This is a genomic window from Comamonas testosteroni ATCC 11996 (genome assembly GCF_000241525.1).
GTDB classification, from domain to species: Bacteria; Pseudomonadota; Gammaproteobacteria; order Burkholderiales; family Burkholderiaceae_C; genus Comamonas; species Comamonas testosteroni.
Genome location: NZ_AHIL01000038.1, coordinates 92,837 through 113,960 on the forward strand (window position 1 = coordinate 92,837; position 21,124 = coordinate 113,960).

A 21,124-nucleotide genomic window follows, 5' to 3' on the forward strand; every position below is an offset into this window, starting at 1 on the left:
AATCCGGACGGATTCCGCAGGATCGATGCACGCTCAGAGCATCATGCCACCAGAGACTTCGATGCGCTGGCCCGTGACCCATTTGTTGCCATCGGCAAGCAAGGCGGCAACCGCTGCGCCCACATCGTCGGGGCGCCCCGCCCGGCCCATGGCGGTCAGGCCGCTGATATGGGCATTGAGCTGTGCGTTGTCGCGCACCACGCCGCCACCGAAATCCGTCTCTATGGCGCCGGGGGCAATGGTGTTCACGGCGATGCCGCGTGCGCCAAGCTCCTTGGCCAGATAGCGCGTCATCACCTCAATGCCGCCCTTCATCACCGCATAGGCGGCATAGCCCGGGAGGCTGAAGCGTGCCAGCCCGGACGAGGTATTGATGATGCGTCCGCCGTCCCGGATCAGAGGCAGCAGCTTCTGCGTCAGAAAGAACGTGCCCTTGAGGTGGATATCGACGAGCAGATCGAACTGTTCTTCCGTGGTCTCGGCAAACGGCGCCACCAGGCCGATGCCGGCATTGTTCACCAGATAGTCGAACTGCTCGCGCTGCCAGGTGTCGGCCAGCACGCGCCTGACGCTGTCGGCAAACGCGACAAAGCTCTTGCTGTCTCCCACATCCAGTCGCAGCGCCACGGCGCGACTGCCCTGTGCCTCGATGCGGGACACCAGCTCCTGGGCATCACTTTCACTGTCCTTGTAAGTGACGATCAGATGAACGCCGAGCTCGGCGAGTTTGAGGGCTTCGCTACGGCCCAGGCCACGGCTTGCGCCGGTGATCAATGCGATACGGGGTGCAGATGCTTGCATGTCGGTCTCATGGAGGATGTCAACAAGCCGGACTTTAGTTGTTCTCCAATCATGAATAAATATGATTAAAAAGATCGCACTGTTCACTTTGAAAGTACAATATAACCATGGATTTCAATGCGCTTCATGTGTTCACCCGCGTTGCCGAGCTCTCCAGCTTCACCCTGGCCGCAGAGCAGCTCGGGTTGACCAAAAGCCGTGTGTCTACTGTGGTGCAGCAGCTGGAAAGGCAGCTGGGAACCCGTCTGCTGCAACGCACCACCAGACATGTGCGGCTGAGCGCCGATGGCGAGCAGTTCCTTGAGCGCAGCAAGGAGCTGATGGCCGACCTGGAACAGCTGCAAGCCATGTTCCAGCCTGCCGCCAGCGGGCTGCGAGGCAGTCTGCGCATCGATATGCCCAACTCTCTGGCCCGGGATGTCGTCCTTCCGAAACTGCCCGAATTCCTCTCGGCCCACCCTTTGCTGGAAGTAGGCATCAGCACCAGCGACCGCCGCGTGGATGTGGTGCAGGAAGGCTTTGACTGTGTGGTGCGCATCGGCCCGCTGGCAGATACCGATTTGATCGCCCGCACCATCGGCGCGATGGAGATGTGCAATCTGGCCAGCCCCGCCTATCTGGAGCGCCACGGCACACCCGCAACACTGGCCGACCTGTCACGGCACCGGATCATTCACTATGCAAACCAGCTCGGGCGGCACGGCGCGGGCTGGGAGTATCAGCGCGGCAGGGAGACCGCCCTGCAGCCCATGCACTGCGCCCTGGTGGTCAATGGCACGGACGCCTACCAGGCAGCCTGTCTGGCCGGTCTGGGCCTGATTCAGGCCCCTGTCCGGGGTGCACGCCATCTGCTGGATCAGGGCCTGCTGGTCGAGGTCATGTCCGACTTCAAGGCGACTCCCATGCCGGTGTCCCTGCTCTACCCGCATCGCCGGCATATTGCACCGCGGGTCACGGCTTTTCTGAACTGGATCACCGAGGTGCTGCAGCCCCATCTGACAGGCATGGACCGCTCTTGATGCCTGACCCCGGAGCGGGCATGGTGCATATGCATAATCCGGCGATGACTTCCATTCGAGCTTCCCGCCCTGACGAAGGGGCACGAGCGATCGAGATCTGGCGCCATGCCGTTGATGCCACGCATGACTTTCTGAGCCCGCAGGATCGCGCCGAGATTGATGAGATGGTGTGCGGCTTTCTACCAGATGCCCCGCTGTGGTTCGCTGTCGACGAACAGGACCATCCTCTGGCCTTCATGCTCATCGACCAGGGCCATATGGAGGCGCTGTTTGTAGACCCCGCCTTCAGGCATCGGGGCCTCGGTGCGGCGCTGGTGCGCCACGGCCTGGCACTGCATCCCGAGATGAGCACCGATGTGAACGAGCAGAATGCGCAGGCAGTGGGCTTTTACGAACGCCTGGGCTTCAAGCGCACGGGCCGCTCTCCGCTCGACGGGCAAGGCCGCGCCTACCCGATCATCCACCTCAGATACGCCAATCCCTGAACGCCAGGCCTGATCGCTGCATTCAATGCCTCAATTGCTATTTAAATAAGAGCATATAGCGCATTGCCATTATTGATTTCATATATAAAACAATCTGAATTCGAAGTCAGTAAAGCGCAAGTAGCTCTTGAATACGGAGCATATCAAGCATCGGCCGTTGCAACCCTGCAGCGCCGGCGCCATGGTTTCTCCGCCTGCGGGGCAGGCTCGCCATAGACCAAGCAAAGAGATGCGAGATCGGCAATGCGCCTGCGCAGCAAAATCTGCTTGCCTAGAATCGGCTCCTGTATCGAAAGAACCGTCATGGCCAGCGCCGTGGCCATGAAAGGCTTTCATTCTTGCAACCGACGGTGTTGAAGATGAGCAAGCCTTTCATATCCCTGTGCCCGGAAATCACGCGGGCCAACGCGCTGAACCTGGTGGACTGGCTGAACGACGAGGACGTCGTGCGCCACCTCAGCGATTCGCGCCATGTCTCGCGTCACATAGAGCAGCTCATCGACCGGGTTCAGCTGCCTGTACTCACCCACCTCTTCAATCAGGGCGGCCGCTTCTTCATGGCTTACGACCGCGATGACCTGCCCGTGGGCTTCGTGCGTCTGGTCCGGAATGGGCCGGACTGCGAAATCGTGCTGGTCATCGGCAAGCGTGACAACTGGGGGCGCAGGCTCGGCGCCAGCGCCTTGCACGAGGGTATGAAGCTGGCCTTTTTCGACATGCGTGCCGAAAGACTGATTGCCAGGATCCATGCCGACAACACGCGCTCGATCAAGGCCTTTGCGCACAACGGCTTTGTGCTGCAGAACGAAACGCCCGCACTCAAGTCCTATGCGATGACGGCGCAGCGCTACCTTCAGCGCTTGCGCGCCGGTGTGTCGGGCGCTGCGGCTGACATCTGCATCACCGCCGTGGATCAGACACGTCTCAGAGACAGGCTCGCTCTGGAATGGGAGTCGCAAGCGGCCGATCTGGAGCATGAAATCGAGCGCGCCACCGTCGTCGATGCGCGGCAGGTGCAGCGCAATGTGGTCACCATGAACTCCAGAGCCTTGCTGCGCCTCGATGAGGTGGCCGTCGAAGTGGCCCTGGTCTACCCCGAAGATGCCGATGACAGTGCAGGAAGGTTCTCGGTCTTCTCGGGCGTGGGCACGGCCATTCTGGGCTGTCGGGAAGGAGACCGCATCGACTGGAGGATTCTCGATCGCACCCGCCATATCCGGATCGAGAAATTGCTCTACCAGCCCGAGGCGGCCGGACACTTCCATCTGTAAGCCGGCTCAGGCCGGGAGTGCTCATTGCACTGCCTTGAACAGCAAGATCAATAGCATTCAACGCATGATTTCAATGTATTTCAGATCAAAATGTATTTGAAACTCAATTGAATCAGGCGAAGACAGCTTCCATATCAGGAGCAGTCAAGCGCCTGACTCTCTTCAGGCGCCAGCGTGAATATTCTTCTCGCCAAACAAGGCGCGCATGCTCACCACCTTGCCGGCGCCATTGAAGCGAAAGTGATCGATGGGCGCAACCACGGTCTTGCGGCCCTGATACTCGAAGCTGACGGTGAAAGCGAAGGCCGCTTCGTTGGCGACCGCGCGTACCTCCTGCGTCAGCTCCACCGCCAAAGGCAGTTTGAGCGAGTTGGCGTAAAACTCACGAATCGCAGCCGTACCGGACCTGGGCTCGGAACCCACGGGGTCTTCCACCGTGGCGTCATCGGCAAACAGCGCGACGATGCCGTCCAGATCGCCGGCATTGAGCGCAGCCACATAGCGCTGTACCACGGCGGTCATATGTTCTGGGGTATTCATCTCAAATCATCCTTCTAGCAGGCGCCGTTGAAAACCGGCAATGCCCAAACGGGGGCGGTGAACAAAAAAAAGCCTTGCAGCGAGGCCGCCTTCCCCCTCCCGCACAGCGAGGGGGGGAAGGCGCAGGCCCCTCTGGCAAAGCGCCACATGAGAGGTCAGAACTGTGTCGGGCGCATCACCGCATCAATGCCGCCATCAATGACGATCTGCGCGCCATGCACATAGCTTGCGGCCGGGCTCATCAAAAAGGCGATGACCGACGCCATCTCGGACGGCTCGGCACGGCGGCCCATGGGAGGAACGAACTTGGCAATGGATTCGCCATAGCGCGGGTCCTGCAGGCCCGCCTGCAGCAAGGGAGTCTCGGTTGCACCGGGGGCGATGGTGTTCAGGCGCACGCCAGCCTCGCCCCAGGCGGCGGCGCGTTTGCGCACAGCCACCGTCAAAGCATTCTTGCTGCCCGCATAGGCCAGATTTCCGCCCTGCTCTCCCGCATGTTCGACAATGGCGCGGGCCTTGGCTTCCTCGCCGGCTTCCAGTGCCAGCGCCAGTGGGTTCTTGTCAAAAGCCAGATGCGCGGAAGCCACGGACGAGATGACGACGGCTGCGGGCTGATGGCCTTTTTTCAGCGCTGGCAAAAAGGCATCCATCAGCTCGGTCGCGCCAAAATAATTGACCGAAACCACATTGCCAAGCACCTTGGTCTGCGGTCCCAGGCCGGCGCACAGCACCAGGCCGTCCATGCCCTTGCTGCACTTCGCCAGTACATCGGCAATCGCCTGCTTTCGACCTTCGGCCGTCGAGAGATCGGCAATCACTTCCGCATCGCGTATATCGATGCCTACGATCTGGTGACCGGCCGCCTCCAGGACCTTGCGCGTAGCGGCACCAATGCCGGTGGCGCAGCCGCTTATCACGATGATGGACATGTCTTGTCTCCTTTTGTCTGGGTGGTGATGGCGCACATCAAAGCCCATCATGAACAACCAGGCTACATGCAAACGGACGATGTAATTCCCCTAGGGAAAATTTACCGTGGCCCTTCCTACACTGGCGCAACGTTTGCGTGTGAGGAAACCAGCCATGTACCCCCATCTCTTCCAGCCCATCACCATTGGCCACATCACCCTGAAGAACCGGATTCTGATGGGCTCCATGCATACCGGGCTGGAGGATCAGGCGCAGGGTTTCGAGAAGCTGGCCCTCTTCTATACCGAGCGTGCCCGGGAAGGGCTGCAGCTCATCGTCACCGGGGGCTTCGGCGTCAACGAGTGGGCGCTGGGCATGCCCGAGCATGCCGAGTTCTCGACGCTGTGCACGCCAGAGCAGGCGGCCCGGCACCGCCTCATCACCGACGCCGTGCATGCCGAAGGCAGCCATATCCTCATGCAGGTGCTGCATGTGGGCCGCTACGACCACGGCAGCGGCGGCGTCTCGCCAAGCAGCGTGCTCTCCAAGCTCAGCAGCCGCAGCTCGCGTGAACTCAGCACAGCTCAGATCGAGCAGATCATTGCCGACTATGTGCGCTGCGCCCGACTGGCCCGGGAAGCCGGCTATGACGGTGTGGAGGTCATGGGCGGCGAAGGCTATCTGATCAACCAGTTTCTGGCGCCGCTGACCAACTTCCGCACCGATGAGTGGGGCGGCGATGCCGCCGGCCGCAGCCGCTTTGCGCTGCGCATCGTGCAGGGCATACGCGCGGCCGTGCCCGAGAACTTCGTCATCAGCTTTCGCCTGTCCCTGATGGACCTGGTCGAGCACGGCAGCCACTGGAAGGAAGTGCTTGACCTGGCCCGCCAGCTGGAAGCCGCTGGCGTGGACCTGTTCAACACCAGCGTGGGCTGGCATGAGGCGCGCATTCCCACCATTGCCATGATGGTGCCGCGCGCCGCATTCAGCTGGGCTGCCGAGCAACTCAAGCAGGCGGTCAGCGTTCCCGTGGCGGCCAGCAACCGCATCAACACCCCCGAAGTGGCCGATGACCTGATTGCCCAGGGCCATGCCGACATGGTGGCCATGGCTCGCCCCTTCCTGGCCGACCCCGCCTTTGTGCGCAAGGCGCAGGCGGGCCAGAGCAATGCCATCAACACCTGCATTGCCTGCAACCAGTCCTGCCTGGATCGCATCTTCACGCGCCAGCAGGTCAGCTGTCTGGTCAACCCCAGAGCCTGCCGCGAATGGGAATGGCCACAGGAAAAAGCCGCAGTTCCGCGCAAGATCGCCGTGCTCGGTGCTGGACCTGCCGGACTGGCCTGCGCGCGCGAGGCGGCCGACCGAGGCCACAAGGTGACGCTGTTCGAGCCCGGCATCCGCATCGGCGGCCAGTTCTTTCTGGCGCAGAAAGTACCCGGCAAGCAGGAGCTGGGCGAGACGCTGCGCTACTTCGAGCATGAAATCCAGCGCCTGGGCATAGAGCTGCGACTCAACACCACTCCGGACATCGACACCCTGAGCGGATTTGATCATGTGGTCGTGGCCACGGGAGTGACGCCGCGGCGCAGCGGCATCGAGGGCGAGAACAGCTCCAAGGTGGTGGACTATATCGAGGCATTGCGCAGCCCCCGCTTTGTCGGCGAACGCGTGGCCATCGTGGGCGCGGGGCCGCTGGGCTTTGACATGGCCGAGCTGCTGGCCCATCACAAGGCCGACGACGGCAGCGTGGCTGCCTTTGACCGCGAATGGGGCATCGATCCAAAGCGCGAGCAGCGCGGCGGCATCAAGGCCAGCGAGAGGGCCGATTCGCCGCGTCAGATCTGGCTGCTTCAGCGCAGCAAGGCGGCCATGGGCAGCAGCCTGCCAACCACCACGGGCTGGATTCGCCGCACCCGGCTCAAGAACAAGAGCGCACGCATGTTCAACGATGTGGAGTACATCCACATTGACGACAACGGCCTGCACCTGCGCATACGCGGCGAGCAGCGCTGCCTGAGCGTGGACAACATCGTGGTCTGCGCCGGCCAGGAATCACATGACCCCTGGTCATCCAGACTTCAAGCACAAAGCATTGCGCACACAGTAATTGGAGGCGCGCGCAATGCTCACAAAATTGACGCCGCACGCGCCATCGAAGAAGGGGCCGAACTCGGCCGAAAACTATAGGAGACAGCGAAACAAATGAGCAATCCCCACGCATCAATGCTGCAGCCGGGCCGTATCGGCACCATGGAGCTGAAGAACCGCATCATCATGGCCCCCATGGGCGAGAACTACGGCGGCACCGACGGTATCTGCGGCGAACGCGCCCAGGACTATTACGAAGAGCGTGCCAAGGGCGGCACCGGCCTCATCATCATGGGCACGGCCGCCATCTCCTGGCCCACCGGCACCAGCGAGCCGCACCAACTGGGCATCTCCAACGACAGCTTCATCCCCGGTCTGGCCGAAGTCACGCGCCGCGTTCACTCGCACGGCGGCAAAGTCGCCATCCAGATCAATCACAGCGGCAAGGTCGCTGCCAATGACCGCACCCACGGGCGCGAGATGTGGGTGTCCTCGATTCCGCCCGACGGTCCTGTGGCCGAAGCCATGCGCACCGTCACGCCCAAGGAATTCTCGACCTTTGTGGGGATTGGCCCCTACCCCGACCGCTACCGCGTGATGGACAAGGCCGATATTGCACAGATGGTGGAATGGTTTGCTGCGGCCGCCCTGCGCGCCAAGCAGGCCAACTTCGATGCTGTGGAAGTGCACTGCGCGCACAACTACATGATCGCCAACTTCCTCTCACCCTTTTTCAACAGCCGCAGTGACGAATACGGCGGCAGCTATGAAAACCGCAGCCGCCTGCTGCGCGAAGTGCTGACTGCCGTGCGCGAGCGCGTGGGCGCAGACTTCCCCATCTGGGTGCGTATTGACGCCGAAGAAATGCACACGCCCGGCGGCATCACCATGGACGAGGCACTCAAGACCGCCAGGCTCTGCGAAGAGCTGGGCGTGGATGCCATCAATGTCTCGGCCTATGCGCGTCTGCCCACAGGCTCGGCCTTCACGGATGCACCGATTCCGCAAAAGCAGAATGCTTACCGCGAATTTGCCAGCGGCATCAAAAAGGCAGTCGGCATCCCCATCATCTCGGCCGGCCGCTGGGAGCTGGATGCCGCCGCCGCCGCCATCAGCAATGGCGAGATTGACTTTGTGGCCATGGGCCGCAAGCTGCTGGCCGACCCCGACCTGGCCAACAAACTGCAAGCCAACACTGCCCTGAGCGTGCGCCCCTGCATTTATTGCTATGCCTGCGTAAGCGAGATTTTCATCAACAAGGGCATCAAGTGCGCGGTCAACGCACAGACCGGCCACGAGGCGAGCAGGACCATCACCTTTGCCGAAAAGCCCAGGCATGTACTGATCGTCGGTGGCGGCCCTTCGGGCATGGAGGCCGCCCGCGTCGCCGCCCTGCGCGGCCATCGCGTGACGCTGGTCGAGCGCAGCGACCGCCTGGGCGGCACGCTGTTCTTTGCCGCACTGGCCTATCCCGAGAACGGCCGACTGCTCGACTATCTGGTCAAGCAGATGGACCACCCCAATATTCAGGTTCGCTTTAACACCAGCGTCGATGCCAAGCTGCTCGATGAACTCAAGCCCGACGAAATTCTGGTGGGCACCGGCGCCAGGCGTGCCGCCCCCGCCATCGAAGGTGCGCAGCAAAGCCATGTCTGGAGCGGCGACGAACTGCGCCGCCTGATGACGGGCGATCGCGCCGAGGAAATTGCCAAGGCCAAGCTGAATCTGGCCGAGCGCGCGCTGTTCAAGGCCGGCGGCATGCTCAAGGTGACGGACAGCACGACAGCGATCCAGAACCTGTCCAAGCTGTGGATGCCCCTGGGCAAGCGCGTGGTCATCATTGGTGCAGGCCTGGTCGGCCTGGAGCTGGCCGAGTTCCTGCTCGATCGCGGCCGCGAAGTCACCGTGCTGGACCCCGGCACCCACCCCGGCACCGAGCTGGCCATCGTGCGCCGCTGGCGCGTGTATGACGCCGTGAAGAGCCACGGCAAGCTGCTGATGCAGTCCACCGTCACGCGTATCGAGCGCAAGGAAGTCGTCTGGACGGACAAGAAGGGCGAGGAATACCGCACGCCAGCCGACTCCGTGGTGCTGGCCATTGGAGCCGAGGCCGACTCCGCCGTTGCCGACCAGCTGCAATCCCTTACCCGGACTCCCGTGCGCCGCATCGGCGACTGCCAGGACCTGGGCTATATCGAGGGCGCCATGCATTCAGGCCATCAGGCCGGACGCGAAGTCTGAAGATACTCTTCGATAGCTGAAACCGCCTGCGAGCCTTGAACTCGCAGGCGGTTTTTCATTGGAGTCACAGTATTTCGGCAGAGCGGCCAATAGGCTTCATCTGGCCGGAAGCGGGTCTTCGCAACTGAAGCAAAATAGGATCGATCTTGCCTTTGACTTTTGTTTCACCAAGGATTAACTGTCCCGATGCCTACGCCTGAGCGCTTCGTTGCGGATGTCCTCCAAAATATCAACAATCGTGCAATTTTTGAACGCTGGGATGATTTGAATCTTCCAGATGGCTGGCTTGTTGCAGGCTGCTTATTTCAGACAGTGTGGAATTTGCAGGCGCAACGAAATCCTGAGGACTCCATCAAAGACTACGACCTCTTCTACTTTGATCCATCGAGCACCACTGACAGTGCGGAGCAGAAAGTACAAGCACATGCCGATCGCGTTTTACGCGACCTGGGCATCAAGATTGAAGTCACGAACCAAGCTCGGGTTCACTTGTGGTACGAGTCATATTTCGGTCGTCCATATGAAGCACTGCGTAGCTCTTGCGAGGGAATAGATCGCTTCCTGATCCCGGCTACTTGTGTGGGCCTTCGCCCAGGCAGCCTCTATGCTCCGAACAGCCTGGAGCTGATCTATGACGGAGTTTTGGCACTCAATCCATTGACCCCGCATCGTGAACTTTTCCAGCAAAAGGCAGAGTCTTACCAAGCGCGTTGGCCATGGCTGCGAATCGTTGTCCCGGTTCATCAGCCTCAGAGAATTGATGCACGCTGATGGGTGCGAGCATGTCCGCCTTGGGTCATTCCGGGACCGTGGCCTGTCGGCCAGGAGCAGACCTTACACTGCAATGCAGGTCGTTCAATTTACTCGCTGTTCGTACTATGAAAAGTCTTTCCTATGTCCAGAATTGACGCTACAACATCCGTAGTAGTAAGAGAAGTCCAGCCACATGACTTTGAAGCGTGGCTTTCACTCTGGGATGGCTATAACGCTTTCTATGGAAGGGCCGGAGCTACCGGACTGGCGAAGGAAATAACCCAGAAAACCTGGGAGCGATTCTTTAACCCCATCGAACCTGTATTTGCGCTGGTCGCTGAAGATGCAGGAGAAGTGGTTGGTCTAGCGCATTACATATTTCACCGTAGCACTACGAGACTTGGCCCTGTCTGCTATCTGCAAGATCTTTTTACGGCCCCGAAAAAGCGTCAGCTTGGAGTTGGCAAGGCCCTCATCAGCAACGTCTACAAGCAAGCAATGCTGGCTGGCTCAAATCGCGTCTATTGGCAAACACAGTCAACCAATGAAGCCGGCCGTGCGCTCTACGACAAGTTAGCCAAACATAGCGGTTTCATCGTGTACAGCCATGAGCTTTAGTCTTCTGCTCCAGACGAACGAATGAGACTACGCAAAGTAGTGGCGGCTTTGGCTTGAATCGACGCTCGAGTGCAGTCTCTGCTTTCCACCGGGATGGTCTTGCCCAGTGCCTTTGGGCGAGGCCTCTGCGTCGACCTGTTCAGGGCATACATGGCCCACAACGCCCAAGCTTGAGATAGACCCAGCCTCACAAGCTGTATAAAGAAACAGTAGACTTTGGACTTGATAGCATCAGGAAAAGTCCAGACATGCCAGCAGAACTCGAACCAGAAGACGTCTCCATCTTCGAAGACCGCCTTTGGCACCACAAGGGCTGGGAAGCCCGCGTCATCAAGAATGAAGACGACGATGGCTGGGCGGTGTCAATGACCCAAGACGGCCAAGCGGAACCCGCTCTGGTCGGCCCATGGACCATGGGGCGTGACAAGAAGAATCCCAAGCCTCTTGACGTGTCGGCCTTCAACACGCTGGTGAAAACTGCCAGCGAAGTGATACGTCGCCATGAGCAGCACCAGGCAGCGCTGTTGCACAAAGCCATCCAGATTGAAGTTCGCGGATTGCGCGTGACGGTGGCTCTCGATATTGAGCCCGATGAGGACAATCCCACGGCGACTCTCACTGCCACCGCAGCGGACGGCAGCGAATTGGCCAAGGTACGAGTCCGACCGGCTCATAGTCTCACCCGTGCGTCCGCACAGCGCTGGGCAGACGCAGGCTACCCGCGTGAGAGCGAGGACTGAACCTGAGGACAAGACCCTTGCTCAGAATTCGGATCGGCCCTTTCTGGGCGACCAATGTCCTTAGCATGGCCTTGGCCTCGGCTGCTTGTGAAAGCTTGCTTGAGCGCTGGAAGAAAGTAATACCGGAGAAGTTGAGCACTCCATCGAGCCGACCTTGCCGGGGATGCCCGACACTCCGCAGCCCCGGCCAAGGAGTTGCATTGACCCGTTGAAGCCACCGCCATCAGCGGACATGGGACAACGGCACCAGATCTTCGGATTGCATGGGTCAGCTCGAAAATCGGCCATATGCCCAACCTCGACCTGTTTGATATCCATCTCCAACGTTGGAGCGCGAAGGTGGCCGGCGCCCCTTTCACAACTCATACAAGTGACCTTCTACCCGTCATCCTCACAAGGAACTGGGCAGGTCTGCCTGCAATGATCAAGGTCACGCGAAACCTTGACGAGCGCATCGGCGCCAGAGTGCTTCAATGGTGGGGCGGCAATGGAGCAGCGCAAGTTTATGCCTACGACCAAGATACAGGAGCGCTGCTGATGGAGCGCGCTACCGGCTCCAGGCATTTGCTGCACATGGCCAGAAAAGGCGAAGACGATGCAGCGACAAGCTGTATCTGCCGCACCATCGAGCAACTGCATTCAAAGAGATCCTCGGCACCACCTGAAGAGCTGCTGCCACTGGCGGATTTTTTTGAGTCACTCGCGTTGATGGCGCAGCAGGAAGGCGGCTTGATGGCCGAATGCGCAACGGTGGCAGCTGAGCTGATCAATGAGCAGCGTGAGCCTGTCGTCCTGCATGGTGATGCGCACCACGGCAACATCCTCGACTTCGACAGGCGTGGATGGCTGGCGATAGATCCAAAGCGCGTCACAGGTGAGCGGTACTACGACTACGTGAGCGTGCTGTGCAACCCCGAGCTGGAGACCTGCACCGAGCCGGAGCGCTTCGCTCGGCAGCTTGCAGTAGTCATCAATGTCACAGGGCTGGAACGCCGGCGTTTACTCAAATGGGTGATGGCTCACGCCGCTTTGTCGGCAGCCTGGTTCCTGGAAGACGCAGAGCGCACCAGGGCCAACAGGCAACTGGCCGTTGCGCATCTTGCGAGGCAGGCACTGGGATAAGGCGTCCAGCTCTGCCGCCCAAAGGCCGGCTCTCGGACGGTCGGCCTCGGGCTCACGCGCCGGGCCGAGCGCGCAGCGCCGCGTCGAACCGGGCCAGCTCCTGCTGCAGCGTGCCTCGCTGCCTGAAGCGCAGGCCGGCGCGCTCATACCAGTTCTCGGCGTCCTCCAGATCACCTTCCTGCAGATGCAGCAGCCCGTGCAACCAGGCTGCGAGCAGGCCGTCATGCCGCTGCACGGCATCGTGCGCGGCATTCCATTGCCCGGCCCGCATCTGCAGCGCGATGGCTTGCAGCTGCGCATTGATTTCACTCATGGCAGGACTCCGTTGCGCTCAGGCCAGCAGCGCCTGCTGCACCAGGTGGCTGTCCACATACTGCTCCATGCTCGTGATCCTGCCCTCGTTGAGCCGGTACAGATGGGCGAAGCTCGCCGTCATCGCCTTGCCCGTCTTGCGATAGGTGCCCGAGTAGACGCCGAAGGCGGCCACGCGGTCGCCATCGGCCAGGTAGGTGTGGACCTTGGCGCTGTAGCCGTCCCACTCCGTCGCCAGCCGCTGGAACACGCCTGTGACGATCTGCTGCGGGCCGACGTAGGTTCCTGCATAGGGAAAGCCTGCGGCCTCTGTCCAACGGGCGTCAGGCGCCAGTGCAGCCAGCAGATTCCTGCCGTTCTCCTCGGACGAGCCTTCGTAGGTCGCGCGGATGATATCCAGATTGGTAGTCATGGTGTGCGTCCCTGGCTTCAGCCCCACTTCATCTCACCCATGGCCACCTTGGCGCCGATCTGCAGCGCGGCAGCCAGGCCGGCGTCAGGATAGCGCCTGTTCATGGCGGCAATCAGCGCGTCGCCATTGGACGCCCTGGCCAACTCCTGCTCGAAGGCCAGCAGGTATTCGCGGGTGTAGTTCACTGCCGAAACGTCCAGCGCGCCATGGGCACCCAGGTGGCCCGGCACGATCACGGCCGGCTTGCGTGCGGCGATGGCTTCCAGGTTCTTTACCCAGGCGGCGCGGGAGGCCGGCGTCGGGGTATCGGCCGTCCACACATGCAACCCGGAGAAGACCAGCACGCCACCGAAGACCGCATTCAGCGAGGGAACCCACAGGTAGCGGCGGTTCTCCAGTCCTTGTGCCTTGACGATTTCGATGGTGTTGCCCTCCAGCATCAGCGCGGGGCCGTCATAGGCCTCAGGAAAGACGATGTCGGCAAGCTTCTGCGGACCGTTCTCCTTGAGCTGGGGCGCCCAGGTAGCTATCTTTTTTTGCACATTGGCGCGGATGGCGGCAATGGTGTCGGAGGCGGCCAGCACCCTGGCAGCGGGGAAGGCGGCCTTGATCGGAGCCAGGCTGAAGTAATAGTCCGGGTCGCTCTGGCTGACGTAGATGGTGGTCAGCTGCTTGCCCGATGCCTTGATGGCTTCGGCCACGGCGCGGCCATCGGGCAGGGAAAAGCCGCCGTCGATGAGAATGGCCTCGCTGTCGCCCGAGAGCAGCACGGGCGCACGGAAGAAGCCTTTGTCGCCTGCGGGAAAGTGCTTCCATTGCAGCGTGGAATGGCCGCTAACAGCTGCGGCGCAACCCGCCAGGCCTGTGACGATGCCGGCGGCGGCGGCGGTTTGAACAAAGTCTCGGCGATTCATCATGATGGTCCTTTGGTGAATTTCAAAAATGGCGGAAGTCAGACACGCAAGGCTCAGCCCGCGCTGAGTTGCTCGGCAAAGGCCTGCGGATTGGAGTAGGCGGCACTGGAGTTCAGCAATCGGCGCTGGCCATTGGCCTCCAGGATGAAGCTTGGAACGCCGCGCGCGCCAAGCTGGCTCTGCAGCGCCTTTGCGCCTTCGATGCGGGCTCGATTGGCAGCCAGCAGTTCGCCATCAGAGCGCAGCAGGCTTGCAGCAGCCTGCTCCAGCCCCAGAGCCTGCAGAACTGCCATCAGCGTGTCCGGTTGCGTGATGTCCTCGCCATTGACGTAGCGGGCATGCTGAATGGCCTCAAGGGCGTCAAGCTCGCGCTCTGGAGTGCACAGACTGACAGCGCTCAGCGCCAGGGTGGCCGGGCCGCTGTCGAACAGTTGCTGGCGATCCGACAGCACATGGCTGCGGTAGCGCTCGCTGAAGCGCTGGCCCGTCAGACGCTCGATTCGCTGATCGTTGCCCCAGGCATGGGCTGCAAAGCCATCGTCCATGAGACGTGCACCCGCGCCTGCGAAAAGGCCGCTGAGCAGCAGGCGCACCTCGACCTCAGGCGCTTTGCCCAGAGCCGCCACCGCTGCGGCGGCACCGTAGCACCAGCCGCACAGGGGGTCGAATACGTAATGCAGGGTCTTGGTCACTGAGGGCTCCATTGCTTCAATGCCCTGATCGTAGGAACAAAGCATTGACAGAAAAAGCCTGATCGAATAGATAAACTGTATGTCAATAGCAAACAATTCAGAAGAATCCATCGCCGGCAGGCTTGCCAATCTCAAGCGCCTGGCTTACTTCGCGGCCGTGGTGGAAACCGGCAGTTTCACGGCAGCCGCAGACCGGCTGGGCATTACCAAGGCCGTGGTCAGCCAGCAGGTCGCAAGGCTGGAGCATGAATTCCACACGACGCTTCTGACTCGCACCACCCGCAAGGTCGTTGCCACCGACGCAGGCCGGATCTTCTATCAACGCTGTGCATCCATCCTCAAGGAAGCGGGTGATGCTTTCGACGAACTGGGGGAAGTGGCGGCCGAGCCTTCGGGAACCTTGCGTCTGACCGCCCCGCTGGACTATGGCATCACGGCAGTGGTTCCAGCCATCACCGAGTTCACGCGGCACTACCCCCAATGCAAGGTGGACGCCGTGTTCAGCGACCAGCCGCTTGATCTGATGTCGGGGCAGGTCGAGCTGGCAATCCGCGTCGGCTGGCTTTCCCACTTGAATGTGCAGGCCCGTCAGATCGGAAGCTTCAGGCAATTGCTGGTCGCAGCTCCCTCATTGCGCCGGCAAGTGGCGCAGCTCAAACAGCCACAGCACATCAGCGAGCTACCCTTTGTCGCGAACACTGCCCTGCGTGAACCCTGCAGCTGGAGCTTCTCGCGCAGCGAGCTGGAGCGTCAGAGCGTGACGGTACACCCGGTGATCTCGCTCGATGCGACACTGGCCGTGCGCGAAGCCGTGCGTCATGGGGCAGGCTTGTCGGTACTGCCCGACTTCGCCGTTGCCGATGATTTGAAGAGCGGCACGCTGATACAGGTGCTGCCCGGGTGGTCGCTGCCATCGGGGGGCATTCATGCCGTGTTCCCGACCGCACGATTCCGACCTGCAAAGGTCAAAGCTTTCGTGGACCTGATGCAGGAGCAAATCCGCTCCAGAGCATGACCGAGGCCGGCCCTCAGGCGACGACAAGCTGAAGCCACACCAGAGCGCCATCGCATAGCAGCCGCGTCGTCCAGGGGCAGCAGCTTGCAGACCTCGCAATTGCTCTTGACCGGAAACGCAAAGGCTCGGCTCATACTGCGGCTCGGCTCAAGCGACATCGTCAGGCGTGCATAAAAAAGGGAGCCCAAGCTCCCTTTTTCTGCGCGAAGCGGTCGGCCCCGCCTGAGCGATGCCATCAGACTCAGAAGTTGGGAGCTTCCACACCTCCGTCCACCCCCAGCACTTTGCCAGTCACCCAGCTCGATGCGGGGCTGGCCAGAAACAGCGCGGCATTGGCAATGTCTTCGGGCTGGCCCATGCGTGCCATGGGTGTGGTTTTCTCCATGCGCTCCTTGCGATCCGGTGTGAGAAACGGCGCCAGTGCATCGGTCATGATGGTGCCGGGCTCGATGGCGTTGATACGTACCTTGGGACCGAAGTCCTGCGCCAGGCAGCGCGTCATCTGGTTGAGCGCGGCCTTGGCCGCACCATAGGCGCTGAAGTACTTTTGCGAATAGCGTGCCGCCGTGGACGAGATATTGACCACGGCCCCGCCGCCCGCAGCCTCCATGGCCGCAGCAGCCTTCTGGATCAGCGTGTATGCAGGCACCACATTGAACGCCAGCATGTCGCCCACCGCCTTGCCCGCCACCTTGCGCGGGTCGTTGGGACCGCCGCCGCCCACATTGTTGATGAGCACATTGATCTTGCCCAGCTCCTCCACGGTGCGGACGATGAGCTTGTCCAGATCTTCCTCTTTGTTCACATCGCCCTGCACGGCAATGGCACGGCGGCCCAGCGCTTCAATTTCGGCCTTGACTGCCTGCAGGTCCGCCTCGGTGCGCGCAAACAGCGCCACATCGGCGCCAGCCTTGGCCAGCGTGACAGCGCATGCACGGCCGATACCCTTGCCCGCACCGGTCACCACAGCCACCTTCCCCTCCAGCGAAAACTGGCGAAAAATCTCGTTCATGTCTCTTCCTATGATTGCGTTCTGACCCGCCCATGCTCTGTACGAAACGCTTTCAGGACATCAGCCAAACGGACCATGGGGCAAGCCCCATGGTCAGCCCCCGCAGCTTGCGTCAACACGCAAAAATGGAGCCCCTGAAATGGATAGCGCTGCACCAGGGCAGAGCCGCGAATCAGACAAATTCCAGATCAGACACAGCGAGTAAGGGCCTGGACGGCCCCGCTGCCCCGCAGCGAGACTGTCGTCCCTCTCCCGCGCAGCAGAGAGGGTGAAGCCGCGCGGCGGTTAGAGGCGGGGAGCCGCACAGCGACTCAAGGGGTAACTGCTGCCTGCAGCATCTGTGCAAACTGCTCGTTATAGGGCGGCAGCATGCCCCACTCTCGACGCGGGTCGTGGTTGCCGGCCTTGTAGACGGAGCGGGCATGGCTGAACTCCAGAAAACCCTCGCGGCCATGATAGTGACCCATGCCCGAAGCGCCGACGCCGCCAAATGGCGCATCCTCCAGCGCAGGATGCATGACCACGTCATTGATGGAGACGCCGCCGGACAGCGTGTTGTCCAGCACCCAGTTCTGCTCCGTCTCGTCGCTGCCGAAGTAATACAGCGCCAGCGGGCGCTCACCGGCATTGATCGCGGCCACGGCGTCGCGGATGTTCAGGAAGCTGCGCAGCACCACGGCCGGGCCAAAGATTTCGTGCCGAGAGATTTCGGCTTCGGCTGGCGGATTGATGACCAGCGCCAGCGGCAGGCGGCGGTCTGCACCGGCTTGCGCGGCACCGACTTCCAGCACGGTCAGACCGCGCGCCTTGGCATCATCGACATAGGCTTTCACACGTGCGTGGTGGCGCTCGTTGATCACGGGCGTCATGTCTGCGTTGCCTGTCACCGAGGGATACAGCGCCTGGTATTGCGAGGCAATGCCATCAGCCAGAGCCTGCAGGCGGGATTCATGGACCCAGACCACGTCGGGTGACACGCAAAGCTGGCCGGAGTTGAGCGACTTGCCAACGGCGATGCGCTCGGCCGCATTGGCGATGTCGGCGGAATCGCCCACCAGCACGGGGGACTTGCCACCTAGCTCCAGCGTCACGGGCACCAGGTTCCTGGCGGCGGCAGCCATGATGAGCTTGCCCACGCTGGTGGAGCCCGTGAAGACCAGATGGTTCCAGGGCTGCTCGGCAAATGCCGCAGCCACTTCGGGACCGCCCTGCACCACGGCCAGCACCTGGGGATCAAAGCGCTTGGCCACGGCCTCGGCCAGCACCTGGGCCGTACGCGGTGCAATTTCGGAAGGTTTGAGCACGGCCCGGTTGCCCGCCGCGAACGCGCAGGCCAGCGGCGACAGCAAGGTGAACAGAGGCGCATTCCAGGTGCCGATGATGCCGATCACGCCCTTGGGCTGGTACTTAACCCAGGCCGTGGCACCAAACATGTCGAAGGGTTTGACACTGGGACGCTCGGAGTCACCCAGCCAGCCCTTGAGGTGATCGCGTGCATGCTTGAGCGAGGAAAGCGAGCCAAGAATGTCATTGGCCAGCGAGAACACGGCGGGGCGGCCACCAAAGTCTTCGCCCATGGCCTGGCACAGCGCCTCCTTGTGCTCCACCAGCATGTCGATGACTTGCTGAATACGCTGCATGCGCACATCGGCGCTGGCTGCTGCCTCTTCGATAAAGGCCTGTTTTTGCATGTCCAGCAGCTGGCGAATGCCGATGGACGAATTCGTCTGGGTCATTTTGTCTCCTCGATACTTCTCTTGAAAGCCATGAACGGAAGGCACATGCTCAGACCTGAGGATTTCGCGGTCGTCGTCCAAAAAGACGATGGCATAACCCTAGGCCCCTCGCACGATGCAGCGCATGCACACCCATCAAACCCCGCCTCCCGCCGTCAGCTGGCGCACTCATCTCAGCCTCGCCCTGCTGGCGCTGGTCTATATTTTCTCCTTCATTGACCGACAGGTTCTGTCTATTTTGCTGGAGCCCGTCAAACAGGAATTCGGTGCCTCCGACACCGAGATGGGTTTGCTCACGGGGCTGGCCTTCGGTCTGATCTATGCCCTGCTGGGTGTGCCTGTGGGGCGTCTGGCCGACACCCGCAACCGCCGCAACATCGTGGCCCTGTGCTGCGGGATCTGGAGCCTTGCCACCGCTGCCTGCGGCATGGCCACCCAGTACTGGCACATGCTGCTGGCCCGCATGAGCGTGGCAGTGGGCGAAGCCGGCGGCATGGCGCCCTCGGTGTCCATAGTCTCGGACCTGTATCCCCCCAAGATGCGTTCGTTTGCCATCAGTCTGTTCATGATGGGCCCCAACCTGGGAACGCTGCTGGGCCTGGTCATCGGCGGCATGGTGGCCCAGCATTACGGCTGGCGCTCCGTGTTTCTCGCCTTCGGCATCCCGGGCGTAATCCTTGCGCTGCTGGTGTATTTCTTTGTCAAGGAACCGGCACGTGGCGCCTATGAGAGCATCAAGCCCGCAGCTCAAGGCAGCGCTGCGCGCGAATCCATGTTTCGCCAGGTCAGGCGTTTGCTGGGCATGGCGCCGCTGCGCAATATCTGCATCGCCTGCGGCGTGGCCGGTATTGCAGGTTATGGCTACGGTGTCTGGGCTCCGAGCTTTTTCATGCGCATTCACGGCATGAGCATCTCCCACGCTGGCCTGGTGTTCGGCCTGGCCAGCGGCCTGGGTGCCGTGTTCGGCGCCATGTTCTGCGGCTGGCTCAGCGACAGATTGACACAGCGCGACTCGCGCTGGCAGCTGCGTCTGGCCGCCATGGGCACCCTCTGCGCCGTGCCTGCAGGCGTGGCCGTGTTTTTCTGGCCCGTGTCCGACTTCTGGACGGTTGCCGGCATCAAGGTCCCCTATGCCATGGCATTTGCCCTGCTGTTCGGCTTTTTTGCGAGCTGGTTTGCCACGCTTGCATACAGCGCCGTCAGCCAGATGGTGACTGCCGCCGAGCGCAGCGTTGCCTCGGCACTTCTCAATCTGTTCATGACCTTGCTGGGCGTGGGCCTGGGTCCGCTGGTAACGGGCATTTTGTCGGACTACTTTGCCCGGACCCACGGCTCCGAAGGCCTGCGCTGGGCACTGATGGGCGTGACCTCGCTGCTCGTCATCACTTCGCTTTTCTTCGCGTTGGCCATCCGCCCCTATCAGCAGCGCCTGCAGCAGTTGCAGATGAATGCCGCCTGATCATCAAAAATTGGAGACTCTCATGAGCCAGCCCGTAGTTCTCATCACCGGTGCCAGCCGCGGCATTGGCGCGGCAACTGCCGTCTACTTTGCCACCAGGGGATGGCGCGTGGCCATCACCGCGCGCACGTTGACCGAAGGCGCGCAGCTGGACAACCAGCTGCGTCTGCCAGGCGGGCAGCTGCTGTCCGGCAGTCTGGAGTCCACCGCCTGGGCCATCGAGGCAGCCGGCGGCGAGGTATTTCCGCATGTCATGGACCTGATGGACCTGACCAGCCTGGACAAGGCCGCCGACGCTGTGCTGAAACGCTTTGGCCGTGTCGATCTGCTGATCAACAACGCCGTCTACCAGAACCGCGAGATCAACCACCTGATCCCCGAGATAACGGCCGAGTCGCTGCAGCGCTCCATGCTGGGCAATGTCATCGCCCCGTTCCATCTGGCGCAGCGCCTGCTGCCGGCCATGGCGGCACAAGGCGGCGGCCGCATCATCAATGTGTGCTCGGCTGCGGGCCAGTACAACCCGCCCGTGCCCGCCGACCAGGGTGGCTGGGGCTTTGCCTATGGAGCCTCCAAGGCCGCCATCGCGCGCCTGGCCGGCTGCATCAACACCGAATACAAGCAGCAGAATGTGCGCGCCTTCAGCGTCAACCCCGGCGTGGTGACAACCGAGGCCGTCAAGGCCACGCTGGGCGACGATGGCCTGCTGGCTCAGCGCTATGGTGCCTCTACCCCTGAAGAAATTGCTGCAGCACTGTTCTGGCTGGGCACTGAGGAAGGCGCTCTGCCACTGGCCAAGAGTTACACCATGATTGACCTGCAACCACTTCACAAAGAGCACGTGGCTGCGAAAGCATGAACAGCATGTAAGCGTGCGCAAACACCCAACCAAGGGCAAACCCTGTGCGGTTTGTGCCAGATCAAAGCTGCGCCTTCACTCGTCCAAACAGAGTATGCGCGGCGACGTCGCTTGCCAGAAGAT

General features: G+C 61.5%; 22 protein-coding genes. 12 read left to right on the forward strand and 10 right to left on the reverse strand.

What is annotated here, in order from left to right; all coding sequences use genetic code 11:
• Positions 1-33: 33 nt before the first annotated feature.
• Positions 34-801 carry an SDR family NAD(P)-dependent oxidoreductase gene (locus tag CTATCC11996_RS16700; protein WP_003078295.1) on the reverse strand — a complete coding sequence of 256 codons (768 nt, stop codon included), beginning with the start codon at positions 799-801 and terminating at the stop codon, positions 34-36.
• Between the two features lie 107 nt (positions 802-908).
• Here CTATCC11996_RS16700 and CTATCC11996_RS16705 point away from each other — a divergent pair, with 107 nt between their 5' ends.
• Positions 909-1,820 (forward strand): LysR family transcriptional regulator, encoded by a 912-nt coding sequence (locus CTATCC11996_RS16705; RefSeq protein WP_003078298.1) that lies wholly within the window; start codon positions 909-911, stop codon positions 1,818-1,820.
• Positions 1,821-1,864: 44 nt separating this feature from the next.
• Complete coding sequence (locus tag CTATCC11996_RS16710) at positions 1,865-2,305, forward strand: acetyltransferase (RefSeq protein WP_003078300.1); 441 nt, start codon at positions 1,865-1,867, stop codon at positions 2,303-2,305.
• A 143-nt stretch (positions 2,306-2,448) separates the two neighbouring features.
• On the opposite strand, the gene CTATCC11996_RS16715 is transcribed toward CTATCC11996_RS16710, so the two are convergent.
• Complete coding sequence (locus CTATCC11996_RS16715; protein ID WP_003078302.1) at positions 2,449-2,628, reverse strand: hypothetical protein; 180 nt, start codon at positions 2,626-2,628, stop codon at positions 2,449-2,451.
• Between the two features lie 36 nt (positions 2,629-2,664).
• On the opposite strand from CTATCC11996_RS16715, the gene CTATCC11996_RS16720 reads away from it, so the two are divergent.
• The gene (locus CTATCC11996_RS16720) at positions 2,665-3,576 is read left to right on the forward strand and encodes a bifunctional GNAT family N-acetyltransferase/nucleoside diphosphate kinase regulator (RefSeq protein WP_003078304.1); all 912 of its coding nucleotides are present in this window, start codon (positions 2,665-2,667) and stop codon (positions 3,574-3,576) included.
• Positions 3,577-3,738: 162 nt separating this feature from the next.
• Here CTATCC11996_RS16720 and CTATCC11996_RS16725 read toward each other — a convergent pair whose 3' ends face one another.
• Both CTATCC11996_RS16725 and CTATCC11996_RS16730 read right to left on the reverse strand, forming a co-directional pair.
• Entirely contained in the window at positions 3,739-4,116 is a 378-nt protein-coding gene (locus CTATCC11996_RS16725; protein WP_003078309.1) for a steroid Delta-isomerase, read from the reverse strand.
• Positions 4,117-4,271: 155 nt separating this feature from the next.
• Positions 4,272-5,045 (reverse strand): 3-alpha-hydroxysteroid 3-dehydrogenase, encoded by a 774-nt coding sequence (locus tag CTATCC11996_RS16730; protein ID WP_003078312.1) that lies wholly within the window; start codon positions 5,043-5,045, stop codon positions 4,272-4,274.
• 154 nt (positions 5,046-5,199) lie between these two features.
• Between CTATCC11996_RS16730 and CTATCC11996_RS16735 the strand changes: the two genes are divergently transcribed.
• The 6 genes from CTATCC11996_RS16735 to CTATCC11996_RS16760 all read left to right on the forward strand — a co-directional run bounded on the left by CTATCC11996_RS16735 (position 5,200) and on the right by CTATCC11996_RS16760 (position 12,590).
• Positions 5,200-7,215, forward strand: a complete 2,016-nt coding sequence (locus CTATCC11996_RS16735; RefSeq protein ID WP_003078314.1) for an NADPH-dependent 2,4-dienoyl-CoA reductase — start codon at positions 5,200-5,202, stop codon at positions 7,213-7,215.
• Between the two features lie 15 nt (positions 7,216-7,230).
• A complete protein-coding gene (locus CTATCC11996_RS16740) occupies positions 7,231-9,357 on the forward strand; it encodes an NAD(P)/FAD-dependent oxidoreductase (protein ID WP_034349483.1) in 2,127 nt (708 codons plus the stop codon).
• Positions 9,358-9,543: 186 nt separating this feature from the next.
• Entirely contained in the window at positions 9,544-10,128 is a 585-nt protein-coding gene (locus CTATCC11996_RS16745) for a nucleotidyltransferase family protein (protein ID WP_003078318.1), read from the forward strand.
• 123 nt (positions 10,129-10,251) lie between these two features.
• The gene (locus CTATCC11996_RS16750) at positions 10,252-10,728 is read left to right on the forward strand and encodes a GNAT family N-acetyltransferase (protein WP_003078320.1); all 477 of its coding nucleotides are present in this window, start codon (positions 10,252-10,254) and stop codon (positions 10,726-10,728) included.
• A 248-nt stretch (positions 10,729-10,976) separates the two neighbouring features.
• The gene (locus CTATCC11996_RS16755; protein ID WP_003078322.1) at positions 10,977-11,468 is read left to right on the forward strand and encodes a hypothetical protein; all 492 of its coding nucleotides are present in this window, start codon (positions 10,977-10,979) and stop codon (positions 11,466-11,468) included.
• Between the two features lie 288 nt (positions 11,469-11,756).
• Positions 11,757-12,590 (forward strand): aminoglycoside phosphotransferase family protein, encoded by an 834-nt coding sequence (locus CTATCC11996_RS16760; RefSeq protein ID WP_080569887.1) that lies wholly within the window; start codon positions 11,757-11,759, stop codon positions 12,588-12,590.
• A gap of 52 nt (positions 12,591-12,642) precedes the next feature.
• On the opposite strand, the gene CTATCC11996_RS16765 is transcribed toward CTATCC11996_RS16760, so the two are convergent.
• Genes CTATCC11996_RS16765 through CTATCC11996_RS16780 form a run of 4 tightly spaced genes read right to left on the reverse strand, consistent with a single transcriptional unit; the run spans position 12,643 to position 14,920 of the window.
• Positions 12,643-12,903: a hypothetical protein gene (locus CTATCC11996_RS16765; RefSeq protein WP_003078325.1), complete on the reverse strand. Its 261-nt coding sequence runs from the start codon at positions 12,901-12,903 to the stop codon at positions 12,643-12,645.
• An 18-nt stretch (positions 12,904-12,921) separates the two neighbouring features.
• A complete protein-coding gene (locus CTATCC11996_RS16770; RefSeq protein ID WP_003078329.1) occupies positions 12,922-13,314 on the reverse strand; it encodes a nuclear transport factor 2 family protein in 393 nt (130 codons plus the stop codon).
• A gap of 17 nt (positions 13,315-13,331) precedes the next feature.
• Positions 13,332-14,231 (reverse strand): MBL fold metallo-hydrolase, encoded by a 900-nt coding sequence (locus CTATCC11996_RS16775; RefSeq protein WP_034349484.1) that lies wholly within the window; start codon positions 14,229-14,231, stop codon positions 13,332-13,334.
• Between the two features lie 50 nt (positions 14,232-14,281).
• Positions 14,282-14,920 (reverse strand): DsbA family protein, encoded by a 639-nt coding sequence (locus CTATCC11996_RS16780; RefSeq protein WP_034349516.1) that lies wholly within the window; start codon positions 14,918-14,920, stop codon positions 14,282-14,284.
• Between the two features lie 79 nt (positions 14,921-14,999).
• Between CTATCC11996_RS16780 and CTATCC11996_RS16785 the strand changes: the two genes are divergently transcribed.
• On the forward strand, positions 15,000-15,935 hold the full coding sequence (locus tag CTATCC11996_RS16785; protein WP_003078334.1) for a LysR family transcriptional regulator: 936 nt from the start codon (positions 15,000-15,002) through the stop codon (positions 15,933-15,935).
• A 241-nt stretch (positions 15,936-16,176) separates the two neighbouring features.
• Here the strand turns inward: CTATCC11996_RS16785 and CTATCC11996_RS16790 are convergent, their stop codons facing one another.
• Positions 16,177-16,947: an SDR family NAD(P)-dependent oxidoreductase gene (locus CTATCC11996_RS16790; RefSeq protein ID WP_003078336.1), complete on the reverse strand. Its 771-nt coding sequence runs from the start codon at positions 16,945-16,947 to the stop codon at positions 16,177-16,179.
• Positions 16,948-17,258: 311 nt separating this feature from the next.
• Positions 17,259-18,683: a coniferyl aldehyde dehydrogenase gene (locus CTATCC11996_RS16795; RefSeq protein ID WP_003078338.1), complete on the reverse strand. Its 1,425-nt coding sequence runs from the start codon at positions 18,681-18,683 to the stop codon at positions 17,259-17,261.
• Positions 18,684-18,807: 124 nt separating this feature from the next.
• Here CTATCC11996_RS16795 and CTATCC11996_RS16800 point away from each other — a divergent pair, with 124 nt between their 5' ends.
• Both CTATCC11996_RS16800 and CTATCC11996_RS16805 read left to right on the forward strand, forming a co-directional pair.
• Positions 18,808-20,142 (forward strand): spinster family MFS transporter, encoded by a 1,335-nt coding sequence (locus CTATCC11996_RS16800; RefSeq protein WP_236597872.1) that lies wholly within the window; start codon positions 18,808-18,810, stop codon positions 20,140-20,142.
• Between the two features lie 22 nt (positions 20,143-20,164).
• On the forward strand, positions 20,165-21,001 hold the full coding sequence (locus CTATCC11996_RS16805) for an SDR family NAD(P)-dependent oxidoreductase (RefSeq protein WP_003078341.1): 837 nt from the start codon (positions 20,165-20,167) through the stop codon (positions 20,999-21,001).
• Positions 21,002-21,124: the final 123 nt, after the last annotated feature.

What these genes read in the sequence shown, in the direction of transcription:
- CTATCC11996_RS16730 (WP_003078312.1), bottom strand. Translation starts at nt 5,045, where the DNA reads ATGTCCATCATCGTGATAAGCGGCTGCGCCACCGGCATTGGTGCCGCT.
- CTATCC11996_RS16790 (WP_003078336.1), bottom strand. Translation starts at nt 16,947, where the DNA reads ATGAACGAGATTTTTCGCCAGTTTTCGCTGGAGGGGAAGGTGGCTGTG.
- CTATCC11996_RS16710 (WP_003078300.1), top strand. Translation starts at nt 1,865, where the DNA reads ATGACTTCCATTCGAGCTTCCCGCCCTGACGAAGGGGCACGAGCGATC.
- CTATCC11996_RS16755 (WP_003078322.1), top strand. Translation starts at nt 10,977, where the DNA reads ATGCCAGCAGAACTCGAACCAGAAGACGTCTCCATCTTCGAAGACCGC.
- CTATCC11996_RS16740 (WP_034349483.1), top strand. Translation starts at nt 7,231, where the DNA reads ATGAGCAATCCCCACGCATCAATGCTGCAGCCGGGCCGTATCGGCACC.
- CTATCC11996_RS16795 (WP_003078338.1), bottom strand. Translation starts at nt 18,683, where the DNA reads ATGACCCAGACGAATTCGTCCATCGGCATTCGCCAGCTGCTGGACATG.
- CTATCC11996_RS16805 (WP_003078341.1), top strand. Translation starts at nt 20,165, where the DNA reads ATGAGCCAGCCCGTAGTTCTCATCACCGGTGCCAGCCGCGGCATTGGC.
- CTATCC11996_RS16700 (WP_003078295.1), bottom strand. Translation starts at nt 801, where the DNA reads ATGCAAGCATCTGCACCCCGTATCGCATTGATCACCGGCGCAAGCCGT.
- CTATCC11996_RS16775 (WP_034349484.1), bottom strand. Translation starts at nt 14,231, where the DNA reads ATGATGAATCGCCGAGACTTTGTTCAAACCGCCGCCGCCGCCGGCATC.
- CTATCC11996_RS16760 (WP_080569887.1), top strand. Translation starts at nt 11,757, where the DNA reads ATGCCCAACCTCGACCTGTTTGATATCCATCTCCAACGTTGGAGCGCG.
- CTATCC11996_RS16720 (WP_003078304.1), top strand. Translation starts at nt 2,665, where the DNA reads ATGAGCAAGCCTTTCATATCCCTGTGCCCGGAAATCACGCGGGCCAAC.
- CTATCC11996_RS16770 (WP_003078329.1), bottom strand. Translation starts at nt 13,314, where the DNA reads ATGACTACCAATCTGGATATCATCCGCGCGACCTACGAAGGCTCGTCC.
- CTATCC11996_RS16735 (WP_003078314.1), top strand. Translation starts at nt 5,200, where the DNA reads ATGTACCCCCATCTCTTCCAGCCCATCACCATTGGCCACATCACCCTG.
- CTATCC11996_RS16705 (WP_003078298.1), top strand. Translation starts at nt 909, where the DNA reads ATGGATTTCAATGCGCTTCATGTGTTCACCCGCGTTGCCGAGCTCTCC.
- CTATCC11996_RS16745 (WP_003078318.1), top strand. Translation starts at nt 9,544, where the DNA reads ATGCCTACGCCTGAGCGCTTCGTTGCGGATGTCCTCCAAAATATCAAC.
- CTATCC11996_RS16715 (WP_003078302.1), bottom strand. Translation starts at nt 2,628, where the DNA reads ATGGCCACGGCGCTGGCCATGACGGTTCTTTCGATACAGGAGCCGATT.
- CTATCC11996_RS16725 (WP_003078309.1), bottom strand. Translation starts at nt 4,116, where the DNA reads ATGAATACCCCAGAACATATGACCGCCGTGGTACAGCGCTATGTGGCT.
- CTATCC11996_RS16800 (WP_236597872.1), top strand. Translation starts at nt 18,808, where the DNA reads ATGCACACCCATCAAACCCCGCCTCCCGCCGTCAGCTGGCGCACTCAT.
- CTATCC11996_RS16765 (WP_003078325.1), bottom strand. Translation starts at nt 12,903, where the DNA reads ATGAGTGAAATCAATGCGCAGCTGCAAGCCATCGCGCTGCAGATGCGG.
- CTATCC11996_RS16785 (WP_003078334.1), top strand. Translation starts at nt 15,000, where the DNA reads ATGTCAATAGCAAACAATTCAGAAGAATCCATCGCCGGCAGGCTTGCC.
- CTATCC11996_RS16750 (WP_003078320.1), top strand. Translation starts at nt 10,252, where the DNA reads ATGTCCAGAATTGACGCTACAACATCCGTAGTAGTAAGAGAAGTCCAG.